An 11,616-nucleotide genomic window follows, 5' to 3' on the forward strand; every position below is an offset into this window, starting at 1 on the left:
TGGGCGAGGGCGCTGAAAAGCGCCTTCGACCCGTCGAAGGCGATCATTCGCCAGGGCCATGGTGCCGTTTGCGAGTCAAGGCTGCGGCTTCGCCGCACCGCGCGAAGCGCGGCTTCGGCCTTGACTCGCAAACGGCACCATGGCGTGGGCTTGAGGTGCGCTCGACGAGGTCGAGCGCGCCGAGGCGCGCCTCTCCCTACCGAATGGCGGCCTGCTAAAGCGGCGGCGTGAATAGCGCCGCACGGCGCAGCACATGCTCCTTGAGCTGCGGCAGGTCGCGCGAGGTGGGCAGTTCCGGCCGCTGCAGATACCAGCCGATCTGCGCCATGTCCCGGATGAGCTGGAACATCGGCAGCAGCGCCGCATCCGCCTCGGCCAAGGGCCGCAAGCTGCGATAGCCTTCCAGCACCGCCTCGCGCAGCGCCGCCGCCTCCGGGTGAAGCTGGTAGTCGATCAGCGCCACGGCGAGGTCGTAGAGATGCCAGCCATGGCCGGAATCGTCGAAGTCGATCACCGCGAGTTTGCTGCCATCCACCAGCACGTTGCGCGGATGCAGGTCGGCATGGATCAGGCTGAACCGCGCCGGCGCCTGGCCGTAGCGCAGCAGCACGCCGCGCAGCGCATCGCGCGTCGCCAGCAGCAGGCGGCGTTCCTCAGCGGAGAAGATCGGGTGGTCCCAGAAAGGGCCCCAGAAGGGCGTCTCGCCCATCAGCCCCTCCGCATCCAGCGCATGGCGCCGGAAGCCCGCCGGCGGCATCCAGCCTGTCGCCTGGTTGTGCATGGCGGCGATCAGCGCGCCGAGGCCGCGGAAGCGCGCGAGATTCGCCGCGGCATCGGTCTCCCGCGCCACCACCTCCGCCAGCAGCTCGCCTTCCACCCAGCGGGCGAGGCCGGCCCAGCGCTGTTCGCCGGTCGCCGCGATCTCCACCTGGGCGAAGGCGTCGCCCGAAAGCGTCACCAGCGGCTCCGGCGTCGCCACCCCGGCCTGCACCAGGGCACGCGTCCAGAGATGCTCGGAGCGCAGCTCCTCGATATGGTGATACCAGGGGCGGTGCAGCCGCAGCACCAGCTTCGCCCCGTCCCGCGCATCCACGGCGAGGAAGGTGACGTTCTCGCTGAGCCGGACGAAGCGCAATTCCGCCGGCACCACGCCGAACGCCGCCAGCGCCTGCCGCGCCGCCGGCAAATAGGCGTCGGCCGCGGCTGCGCTCATGCGGCGAGTTCGGCGATGGTCTCGTCCCAGGCGACGAGGAAGGCCTCGGCATGCTCATGGCCGAAGACCAGCGGCGGGCGGATCTTCACCACATTGGCGAAGATGCCGGCATTGCTGGTGAGGAAGCCCTTCTCCTTCAGCCGGTTGATCACCGCCTTCGCCAGCTCGACATCCGGGCTGCCATCAGGCGTCACCAGCTCCACGCCGATGAACAACCCATGCCCGCGCACATCGCCGATCGCCTCGCTGGCGCCCTGGCGCGCCCGCAGCCCGGCCTTCAGCGCGGCGCCCACGGCGGCGACGCTGCCGCGCAGATCGCGCTGCTCGATTTCGTCCAGCACCGCCATGCCCACCGCCGCCTGCAAGGGCGAGGAGGCGAAGGTGTTGAAGTAGCGCGTCTTTGCCCGGAACCCCTCCACCAGCGCCCGGCTGGCGGCGGTGGCGGCCAGCGGCAGCCCGTTGCCCATCGGCTTGCCGGTGACGACGATGTCCGGCGTGAAGCCCGTCACCTCATAGCCCCACCAATGGCCGGTGCGGGCATAGCCGGCCTGCACCTCATCGGCGATGACATAGCCGCCCGCCGCGCGCACCATCGCCGCGGCGCGTTCCATGAAGCCGGCGGGGATGTCGGGCAGTCCCTCATTGGCCAGGATGGAGCAGACCAGCATGGCGGCGACGCCCTCGCCGCTGCGCTCGAGATCCTCGATGGCGGCGGCGAGCTGCGCCAGATAGGCCTCGCAGAGCTGCGCCTCGTTCAGGTTGGGCGCGATCGGGCGGTAGGTCTCCGGGAAGGGGAAGGCGCGCACCGCAGGGTTGGGGCTGGGCTGGCTGCCGAGCCGCGTCAGGGCGCTCACCAGCTCGCTGTTGCCGTGATAGGTGGCGTTGGTGCAGAGAATGCCGCGCCTGCCGGTGGCGAAGCGCGCCATGCGCAGCGCCACCTCATTCGCCTCCGTGCCGCTGCAGGAGAGGATGACGCTTTCGATCTGCTTGCCATGCAGCGCCGCCAGCCTTTCGGCGAAGGCGATCGCGCCTTCATGCAGGTAGCGGCTATGGGTGTTCAGCGTCGCCTGCTGCCGCGCCATCGCCTCCACCACCCTTGGGTTGGCGTGGCCGACGCAGGGGACGTTGTTGTACATGTCCACATAGCGCTTGCCGTCGGCGCCGTAGAGATAGACGCCCTCGCCGCGCACCAGGTGCAGCGGGTGCTCGTAGAAGAGCGGGGCGCCGGCGCCGAAGGCGGCGTTGCGTCGCGCGAGCAGCTCGGTCATGTCCTCGATCCCTCTCGGCCGTGGCGCGCCGCGCCCTGCGGCGGTGCAGCATAGGGGGCGGGCTTCGCCGGCTCAATTGCGGCGCCAGCGGGCGGTGGCGCCGCTTCCACCCGGCCGGGCGGAAGCTGTGTCACCGCCCGCTGGCGCCGGGTCTGGCGGCTGCCGAAGCCGGGCGGCCCGCCGCCGCGGCATTTGCGCAAATCTCGCGCTGGCGCGCAAGCCATGCCGCATCCGCGGCCATGCCGGCCAAGCCATGTCGGCCAAGCCAGGGCGCGACAAGCCCGGCGCGGGCTGGTAGCGTCAGGCCAAGCGAAGAGGGAAACGGTCCCATGGCGATCCAGGCGCTCGGCTATGTCGGCATCGCGGCGAAGACGCCCGAGGATTGGGTGGGCTTCGGCACGAACCTCCTCGGCCTGCAGCTCGCGGAGCGCAGCGCCCACCAGCTCCGCTTCCGCATGGATGACCGCAAGCAGCGCCTGCTGGTGGTACCGGACAGCAGCGACGGCCCCCGCTTCTTCGGCTGGGAGGTGGCGGACGCCGCCGCCCTCTCAGCCCTGGCGGCGAAGCTGGAGGCGGCCGGCCACCCCGTGGTGCCGGGCGATGCCGCGTTGGCGGCGCAGCGCCATGTCGCCGGCCTCATCGTCACCCAGGACCCGATGGGCAACCGGCTGGAAATCGTCCATGGCGCGGAGAGCACGAGCGAGCCCTTCCAGCCCGGCCGCTGCCTCAGCGGCTTCCGCACCGGCGCGCTGGGCATGGGGCATGCGGTGCTGAACGTGCCGGACATGCAGGCGGCGCTCGGCTTCTACCGGGACCTGCTGGGCTTCCGCGTCTCCGACTACGTGACCAACCCCTTCCATGCGTACTTCATGCACGTCAATCCGCGCCATCATTCGCTGGCGCTGATCGAACGGCCCGGCCCCGGCCTGCACCACATCATGATGGAGCTGTTCAACCTGGACGATGTCGGCCAGGGCTATGACCTGGCGATGCTGGAGGAAGGCCGCGTCGCCACGACGCTGGGCCGCCACACCAACGACTTCATGACCAGCTTCTACGCCACCACGCCGGGCAATTTCCTGGTGGAGTATGGCTGGGGCGGCCGCGCCGTGGACATGGCAAGCTGGCAGCCGGTGGAGATGACCTCCGGCCCCAGCCTCTGGGGCCATGAGCGGAATTGGGGCAGCGCCGAGATGCGCGCCGAGGCCCGCCGCCTGAAGCTGGACGCCGCCGCCCGCGGCGAGCGCCAGCCGGTGCAGGTGCTGCCCGGCAACCACAATCCGATCCGCGGCGAATGCGCCTGGTGGGACCAGCTCTCCGCGGCGGCCGAGTGAGATGGCGGCGCAGCCCAAGGTTCTCATCCTCGGCGCCGGCATCGGCGGGCTGACCGCGGCGCTTTCCCTGCTGCGCCGCGGCTTCGCGGTGGAGGTGCATGAGCAGGCCCAGGCGCTGCGCGAGGTCGGCGCCGGGGTGCAGATCAGCTCCAACGGCGCCCGGGTGCTGTATGAGCTGGGCGTCGGCGAACAGGTGGCGGCGGTCTCCTCCGAGACCAAGGGCAAGGAGATCCGCCTCTGGAATACCGGCCAGGCCTGGCCCATCGCCGATGTGCTGGCGGAGGCCAAGGCGCGCTACGGCTACCCCTATTTCACCGTCTATCGCCCGGACCTGCTGGCGGCGCTGGAAGCGGCGGTGCGGGCGGCCTCGCCGGGGGCGATCCGGCTGGGCCACAAGGCGGAGGGCTTCGAGGCCACCGCCCAGGGCGTCCGGCTGCGCTTCACCAATGGCGACACCGCCGAGGGCGATGTGCTGGTCGGCGCCGACGGCATCCATTCCGTGGTGCGGCGGCAACTCTGGGGGGAGGGGGCGGCGCGCTTCACCGGGCTGCTCGCCTGGCGCGGCGTGATCCCGATGGAGAAGCTCCCCGCCCATCTCGACCGGCCGGTCGGCAGCAATTGGGTCGGCCCCGGGCGCCATGTGGTGCACTACCCGCTGCGCCGCGGCGAGCTGATGAATTTCGTCGGCGTGGTGGAGGGCGTGGACTGGCAGGTGGAAAGCTGGACCGCCCAGGGCACGCAGGCGGAGCTGCACCGCGACTTCGCCGGTTGGCACCCCGACATCCATGCAATGATCGACGCCATCGGCACCCCCTTCCGCTGGGCCTTCCTGGCGCGGGACCCGCTGCCGCGCTGGGGGCGGGGGCGCGTCACCCTGCTCGGCGATGCCTGCCACCCGACGCTGCCCTTCATGGCCCAGGGCGCGGTGATGGCCATCGAGGACGGCTTCATCCTCGCCCGCGCCCTGGCGGAGATCGAGGGGCCTGAGGCCGCGCTGGTGCGCTACGAGGCGGCGCGGCGGGACCGCACGGCGCGGGTCGTCATCGGCTCCTCCGCCAACACGAAACGCTTCCACAATCCGGAACTCGCCCATGCCGAGGGGGCGGCCGCCTATGTCGCCCGGGAATTCGCCGTGGAGGCGATGCTGGAGCGGACGGAGTGGCTCTACACCCATGACGTGACGCGGGTGGCGCTGTAGCGCCACCACGCCGCGGGGTGGGCGCCGCCCGGCTTCGGCCGGGGTGCCGGAAGCCTGCCCCTATGCGGAATTGCGCGGTTCCGGAACATCGTCCCACCTCACGCCGCGATGTTGCGCCGGAGTAGCGTGAGTCGGAATTTTTTACACGGAGATATTGTCGAAAATAACGCCCACCCTAAGCCCCTGAAAGTCCAAAAAATCGTACCGCGGTACGCCATTTGCTCCATCGCCTTCACGCCCGGTTCATCCACGCCCGGTGTCGGGCTGCGGCGTGGTCAACCGAGGACGTCAGGGCGAAGAGGGCTGGACGGTGGTGAATCTCAGGAAGGGCTGCAAGGCGCTGCTGCGCGGCGTGGCGGTGGCCGCGGGAATGATGGCGGCCAGCGCCGGCCTCGCCCGGGCGGATGTGCTGTCGCTGGATGTCGGCGGCTATAACTCCTATCTGGATACCGAGACCTGCCACAGCACGGCCGGCGCCTGCCCCGCGCTGAGCCTCTCGGCCTACGGCCCGGCCGGGGTGATCCTGACCGCGGCGCCCGCACTCGCCACGGGCAGCGACCTGACCTTCATCCTCTACATCATGCCGCAGGGCGGCCCGCCCATCGCCAGCCTGACCGCCATCCTCAACGGCAGCTCAGGCGTGTCCTTCGGCTCGCAGATCGATGGCGGTACCGGCTCCGGGCTGGCCTTCATCAGCGGCGTCGCCGGCGCGACGCCGGCGAGCTTCGACCCGCAGGACCTGTACGTCCAGCTCAGCCCCGACCTGAATGCCGAGAACGGCACGATCACCAGCTTCATCATCACCCTGGTGCCGGTCCCGGCGCCCGGGGCGCTGATCCTGTTCGGCCTCGGCCTGGCGGGCCTCGCCGGGCTGCGCCGCGGCCAGAACGCCGCCGCCTGAGCCAAGCGGCGGGCGCGCCGCCCGCGCCCGCCTTGCCTGGCCATGACCGACCCGCTTCGCCGGGCCGGAAACGGCCGCGCGCCTACACATTACCATAACAGTTGCAACGGCTGCTTCCATCAGGACCGATCCCATGCCGCTCGACCGCGCCTTCGCCAACATCACCGATGACGGGCTGCTCTTCAGCAACATCCATGCGACGGAGGAATCGGTCGGGGCCGTGAATTCGGTTCTCGGCGATGCGAGCATGGTGGCGACGGGGGCTTCCAACCCGCCGGTCGGCGCCCCCGTGGCCGGGCTGCGCTGGGCAGGCTTCGTCGGCGGCACCACCGGCCCCGGCCAGACCCTGACCCTGACGCTGGAATACGACGTCACCAGCACCACCGCCGACCTCATCACGGCGATCCGCACCAATTCCTTCACGCCGGACAGCGCCATCCCGGTCGGCTCCACCCTCTCCCTGGTCGAGGAGATCTACAGCGCGGACGGCACCCTGGTCGGCCGCAGCAGCCTGACCCGGGCCCAAAGCGTCACCGACACCGCCGACCCGCCCTTCGAGGCCGGCGATGTCCAATTCTCGATGGGCTATGCCTCGCTGCATGTGAAGGTGACGGTGGTCATCTCCACCGGCGAGACGGCGGCGGGCGGCTCCACCTTCAGCCTGATGAACCAGAACTACGCCACCGCCTCCAGCGCCGGCCTCGCCTCGCTCGGCGACGTCGTCTTCGAGGATGCGGATGCCGATGGCATCCAGGATGCGGGCGAGACCGGCATTGCCGGCGTGACGGTGCAGTTGCTGAACAATGCCGGCGCGATCATTGCCACCACCACCGCGGCGGATGGCAGCTACCATTTCAGCAACCTGATCCCCGGCACCTTCGCCGTCCATGTCGTCTCGCCGGAGGGCTACCTCGCCAGCCCCGCCAACCAGGGCGGGGATGACGCGGCGGACAGCGATGCGGTGGGCGGCACCACCCAGCAGGTCACGCTGGCGGCCGGCGAGAACAACCCGACGCTCGATGCCGGCTTCTACAAGCTGGCGGGCCTCGGCGATGTCGTCTTCGCGGACGCCAATGCCGACGGCATCCAGGATGCGGGCGAGGCCGGCATCGCCGGCGTGACGGTGGAGCTGCTGGACGCCCAGGGCCAGGTGGCGGCCAACACCGCCACCGCGGCGGATGGCAGCTACAGCTTCACCGGCCTGCCGCCCGGCACCTACAGCGTCCGCTTCGTCACCCCGGCCGGCTATGAGGCGAGCCCGGCCAACCAGGGCGGCAATGACGCGAAGGACAGCGACGCGGTCGAGGGCGTCACCCAGCAGGTGACGCTGACCTCCGGCGAGTACAACTCCACCCTCGATGCCGGCTTCTTCAAGCCCGCCCCGGTCAGCCAGCCCGTCTCCCTCGGCGATGTCGTCTTCGAGGACAGGGATGCCGACGGCATCCAGGATGCCGGGGAGAAGGGCATCGGCGGCGTGACGGTGGAGCTGCTGGACGCCGCCGGCGCGGTCATCGCCACCACCACCACGGCGGCGGATGGCAGCTACCTCTTCGAAGACAAGGCGCCCGGCACCTACAGCGTGCATTTCGTCGCGCCGGAGGGCTATGTGGCGACCGCCGCCAATCGCGGCGCCGATGACGCGAAGGACAGCGACGCGGTCGATGGCACGACCCAGCAGGTGACGCTGACCTCCGGCCAGACCGACCTGACGCTGGATGCCGGCTTCTACAAGCTGGCCGCGCTGGGCGACAAGGTCTGGTTCGACGGCAACAGGAACGGCATCCAGGATGGCGGCGAGGCCGGCTTCGGCAATGTCACCGTGCAGCTCCTCGACGCCGGCGGCAGCGTCATCAGGACCACGGTGACCGACGGCAACGGGAATTACGGCTTCACCGGGCTGGTGCCCGGCACCTATAGCGTGAAATTCGTGGCGCCCAACGGCTACAGCCTCACCGGCGCCAATCGCGGCGGGGATGACGGGCGGGACAGCGACGCGGCCAGCAACGGCGCCACCCAGCAGGTGACGCTGAGCTCCGGCGAGATGAACAACAGCCTGGATGCCGGGCTGGTGCAGAAGACGGTGTACAACCCCTGCCCCTCGCTCTGCATCAGCAAGGTGACGAATGGCTGCGACGGCCCGACCATCCTGGAAGGCAGCGCCGTCACCTGGACCTATACGGTGAAGAACACCGGCAACGTCGCCCTGACCAATGTGGTGGTGAAGGACAACCGGGAAGGCCTCGTCACCGAGGTCACCGGGGATAACGGCAACGGCATCCTCGATGCCGGCGAGACCTGGACCTTCACGGAGACCGGCATCGCCGGCGCCGGCGCCTATTGCAACACCGCGACGGCGACGGCGAAATACACCGACGCCCATGGCAGCAGGACGGTCGGCGACAGCGACAGCAGCTCCTATTTCGGCGCGGCGCCGAAGATCGACGTGGAGAAATACGTCTCCGTCGATGGCGGCTGCACCTGGTACGATGCCGATGGCGGCACCGGGCCGCTGGCCGCCGAGGGCGCCTCGGTGAAATTCAAATTCGTCGTCACCAACACCGGCAATGTCACGCTGAACAATATCGTCCTGGGCGACGACCAGCTCGATCTCAACGGCCGCTCCTCCGGCACCACCGTCAAGATCGGCAGCCTGGCGGCCGATTCCTACGACAAGGGCTGCTATGGCGGCAGCAATGACAGCTACACGCTGATCGTCGACGGCACCTGGCAGGCCGGCCAGCACACCGACACCGCCACGGTCTCGGCGAAGTACACGGACGGCTACGGCAACGCGGTGACGGTGACGGTGACGGACAGCGACAGCGCGAATTTCTACGGCATCCAGGGCCCCGGCGTGCACAGTGCCTGCGACTGGGGCAGCAGCGGCTGGAAGGATCTGTGGGACGGCGATCGCGGCAGCTCTCTCTCCGGCCGCGGCGACAAGCCTTTCGACAGCGACATCCTCTACGAGACCTATGGCGCGAAAGGCGTGCTGGATCCGGTCAGCAAGAGCTACAAGGCGGGCATCCTGGTCGGCGACTTCAACAAGAACGGCGTCACCGATGCCGGCGAGAAGACCTTCTTCTACAGCCAGCCGGAAGCGCTGGCGGCGCTGAACGCCGCCGATAATTGCGGCGACATGCGCCTGCTGCTGGGCCGCGAGCTGGTGGCGAGCTGGCTGAACTACCTGGCCGGCAATGCGATCACCGACCCGGCGGACAGCAGCAGCATCTTCGATGCGAGGGATGCCATGACCCAGGCCATCGCCTGGCTGGGCAAGTACAGCAAGGACGAGAGCCATGACGGCTTCGGCGATGGCAGCCTGACGCTCAACGCCTCGACCTACAAACTCGGGTCCGGCGCCGCCGCCTGGACCAAGGCCAGCGGCGGCCTCGCGGCCGGCAGGACCATCGAGGGCTGGCTGGAGGAGTATAACGACCATGGCAGCGTGACCAATGACGGGGTCACCACCAAAGCTCGCCTCGGCCGATATCTGGTAAGACGGGTGATCCGGTAGGGCGGCCGCCGGCCTGGCTGGCGCCCGGGGAGGTTTGCCGGGCCGGCCAGCCGGCCCGATCGGGGCGCTGCTCCCCGAGCTCCCGGCCTCCATTGCCGCCCATGCCGCCGCCGACCAGGGCATGGCCCCGGCGCAGTGCGTCGCCGGAGCCGGCCGCGTCGCCAGGGATGTCCCCCGGTGGCCGGCAAGGCCGCGCTGCCTGCCCACCCCGGAGGACGGGGAGCTGGCGCCGCCGCGGATCACCGCCGGAGGCGCGGTGGCGAGTAGCGGAAGGGGCAGGGCAGGGCGCGGCAAGCCGCGCTGCGGCTATGCTTTCGGTGCGACCGCCACCTTCTGGTAATGCGCCTCGTCCACCGGCTCCATCCAGGTGTTGTTGTCCGGCCCCTCGATTTCGAGGAAGGAAATATGCGCGAACAGATGCCCTGCCACGGCGCCATGCCAATGCACCACGCCCGGCGGCACTTCGGCGACATCGCCGGCGCGCAGGATGCGGGGCGGCTTGCCGCGCACCTCCACCATGCCGGTGCCCAGCGTGGCCACCAGCACCTGCCGGGTCTTGTGGGTGTGCCAGTTGGTGCGGGCGCCGGGGGTGAAGGTCACCAGCGTGGCGCTGGTGCGGGACGCCGCCGTCGGGGCGGCGTAGGCGTCCTGCAGCACGGTCCCGGTGAAGTTCTCGGCGGGTGCGGCCTTGGTCGCCCGTGCCGCGGCCGGGCGAATCGTCACGTCATCCATCTGCGTCTCCTCGCGGGCTCGGCGGCCCGCCTTGATTGTCGCGGCTAGCCTGGTGTCCCGATTCCGCAGTCCTGCGGACTTCGTTCTCGGGCCACTGGCTTGTGGTTTCAGTGGCCTGCTTGTCCGCTGCGTTCGCTGGACATCCAGCGAATTTCGCGGGCAGGACACTAGAGCATTTTCAAGTCCGGCGGACAGCCCCGCCCTCCTCGATGCGGGGCAGGAACCAGGCGAGAAGCCCGGCGAGCGGCAGGAAGGAGCACAGCCGGTAGACGCTCTCGATGCCGATACTGTCCGCCAGCCCGCCGAGGAGGGCTGCGGCGATGCCGCCGAGCCCGAAATTGAGCCCGTAGAACAGCCCGCCGATCAGCCCGATGCGGCCCGGCAGCAAATCCATGGCGTAGATCAGGATGGAGGCGAAGGCGCTGGCCATGATCAGGTTGATCAGCGTCGTCAGCACGCCGGTCCAGAAGAAATCGGCATAGGGCAGCAGCAGCGTGAGGGGCAGCGGGCCGAGTACGGAAATCCAGATGATGCGGTAGCGGCCGATCCTGTCGCCGATGATGCCGCCCCCCAGCGCGCCCAGGGCAGCGGCGACCAGGAAGACGAAGAGCATGAGCTGGGAGGCCTGGATCGACACCCCGAACCGGTCGATCAGGTAGAAGGTGTAGAAGGAGCGGAAGCTCTCGCTATAGGCGTTCTTCGAGAACATCAGCACGGTCAGGATGACGAGGCCGAGGGCGATGGTCGCCGGCGCATGCGCAGGGCGGCCCGCCGCGGCCGCGGCAGGTGACGCCTTGGCCGCCGCCTGCCGGCGGATGGCGGTGTGCTGCCCCGCCGTCCAGACCATGAGCACCATGGCGAAGAGCGCGAGGGAGGCGAACCAGACGAGGCTTCCCTGCCCCCGCGGCACGATGATGAGGGCGGCGGCCAGCGGGCCGAGCGCGCCGCCTGCCTGGCCGCCCACCTGGAAGATGCCCTGCGCGAAGCCGTGCCGGCCGCCCGAGGCGAAGCGCGCCATGCGCGTCGCCTCCGGATGGAAGATCGAGGAGCCGATGCCGATGCAGGCCGCCGCGGCGATGATGAGGCCGTAGCTGGAGGCGAAAGCGAGGCCCAGCAGGCCGGCGAGGGTGAAGGTCATGCCGATGACGGTGGAATGCGGCATCGGATGGCGGTCGGTGTAATAGCCGACGACGGGCTGCAGCAGCGAGCCGGCCACCTGGAAGGTCAGGGTGATCATCCCGATCTGCACGAAGTCGAGCCCGTAGGAGGCCTTGATGATCGGGTAGACGGCCGGGATCAGCGACTGGATCAGGTCGTTCAGCAGATGCGTCAGCGCCAGGATGAGCAGGACGGCGAGATGCGTCCTGGGTGGCGCGCTGGCGGTCAGGGCAAGGGTCATCTTCGCGTCTTCTTGGCCTTGGCGGGTTGGCTCGCGGCATGCCCGGGGGCGCGC

At 69.7% G+C, this 11,616-nt stretch carries 8 protein-coding genes; 4 read left to right on the forward strand and 4 right to left on the reverse strand.

What is annotated here, in order from left to right:
- Positions 1-214: 214 nt before the first annotated feature.
- Together E5N76_RS14570 and E5N76_RS14575 are read right to left on the reverse strand one after the other, a co-directional pair.
- The gene (locus E5N76_RS14570; RefSeq protein WP_149538040.1) at positions 215-1,213 is read right to left on the reverse strand and encodes a phosphotransferase enzyme family protein; all 999 of its coding nucleotides are present in this window, start codon (positions 1,211-1,213) and stop codon (positions 215-217) included.
- Positions 1,210-2,481: an aspartate aminotransferase family protein gene (locus E5N76_RS14575; protein ID WP_149538041.1), complete on the reverse strand. Its 1,272-nt coding sequence runs from the start codon at positions 2,479-2,481 to the stop codon at positions 1,210-1,212. Before E5N76_RS14575 ends, E5N76_RS14570 begins: the two co-directional genes overlap by 4 nt.
- A 329-nt stretch (positions 2,482-2,810) precedes the next feature.
- Between E5N76_RS14575 and E5N76_RS14580 the strand changes: the two genes are divergently transcribed.
- The 4 genes from E5N76_RS14580 to E5N76_RS14595 all read left to right on the forward strand — a co-directional run bounded on the left by E5N76_RS14580 (position 2,811) and on the right by E5N76_RS14595 (position 9,431).
- Complete coding sequence (locus E5N76_RS14580; protein ID WP_149538042.1) at positions 2,811-3,815, forward strand: VOC family protein; 1,005 nt, start codon at positions 2,811-2,813, stop codon at positions 3,813-3,815.
- A 1-nt stretch (position 3,816) separates the two neighbouring features.
- Positions 3,817-5,013 (forward strand): FAD-dependent monooxygenase, encoded by a 1,197-nt coding sequence (locus E5N76_RS14585; protein WP_149538043.1) that lies wholly within the window; start codon positions 3,817-3,819, stop codon positions 5,011-5,013.
- Positions 5,014-5,323: 310 nt separating this feature from the next.
- Positions 5,324-5,914 carry a PEP-CTERM sorting domain-containing protein gene (locus E5N76_RS14590; RefSeq protein ID WP_187830175.1) on the forward strand — a complete coding sequence of 197 codons (591 nt, stop codon included), beginning with the start codon at positions 5,324-5,326 and terminating at the stop codon, positions 5,912-5,914.
- 133 nt (positions 5,915-6,047) lie between these two features.
- A complete protein-coding gene (locus tag E5N76_RS14595) occupies positions 6,048-9,431 on the forward strand; it encodes an SdrD B-like domain-containing protein (protein WP_149538045.1) in 3,384 nt (1,127 codons plus the stop codon).
- A gap of 306 nt (positions 9,432-9,737) precedes the next feature.
- Here E5N76_RS14595 and E5N76_RS14600 read toward each other — a convergent pair whose 3' ends face one another.
- Together E5N76_RS14600 and E5N76_RS14605 are read right to left on the reverse strand one after the other, a co-directional pair.
- Positions 9,738-10,163, reverse strand: a complete 426-nt coding sequence (locus tag E5N76_RS14600; protein WP_149538046.1) for a cupin domain-containing protein — start codon at positions 10,161-10,163, stop codon at positions 9,738-9,740.
- Positions 10,164-10,341: 178 nt separating this feature from the next.
- Complete coding sequence (locus tag E5N76_RS14605) at positions 10,342-11,562, reverse strand: MFS transporter (protein WP_149538047.1); 1,221 nt, start codon at positions 11,560-11,562, stop codon at positions 10,342-10,344.
- Positions 11,563-11,616 lie beyond the last annotated feature (54 nt).

This window comes from Siccirubricoccus phaeus, assembly GCF_008360935.1.
In the GTDB taxonomy this organism is placed as follows: domain Bacteria; phylum Pseudomonadota; class Alphaproteobacteria; order Acetobacterales; family Acetobacteraceae; genus Siccirubricoccus; species Siccirubricoccus phaeus.

What these genes read in the sequence shown, in the direction of transcription:
- E5N76_RS14570 (WP_149538040.1), bottom strand. Translation starts at nt 1,213, where the DNA reads ATGAGCGCAGCCGCGGCCGACGCCTATTTGCCGGCGGCGCGGCAGGCG.
- E5N76_RS14575 (WP_149538041.1), bottom strand. Translation starts at nt 2,481, where the DNA reads ATGACCGAGCTGCTCGCGCGACGCAACGCCGCCTTCGGCGCCGGCGCC.
- E5N76_RS14580 (WP_149538042.1), top strand. Translation starts at nt 2,811, where the DNA reads ATGGCGATCCAGGCGCTCGGCTATGTCGGCATCGCGGCGAAGACGCCC.
- E5N76_RS14585 (WP_149538043.1), top strand. Translation starts at nt 3,817, where the DNA reads ATGGCGGCGCAGCCCAAGGTTCTCATCCTCGGCGCCGGCATCGGCGGG.
- E5N76_RS14595 (WP_149538045.1), top strand. Translation starts at nt 6,048, where the DNA reads ATGCCGCTCGACCGCGCCTTCGCCAACATCACCGATGACGGGCTGCTC.
- E5N76_RS14600 (WP_149538046.1), bottom strand. Translation starts at nt 10,163, where the DNA reads ATGGATGACGTGACGATTCGCCCGGCCGCGGCACGGGCGACCAAGGCC.
- E5N76_RS14605 (WP_149538047.1), bottom strand. Translation starts at nt 11,562, where the DNA reads ATGACCCTTGCCCTGACCGCCAGCGCGCCACCCAGGACGCATCTCGCC.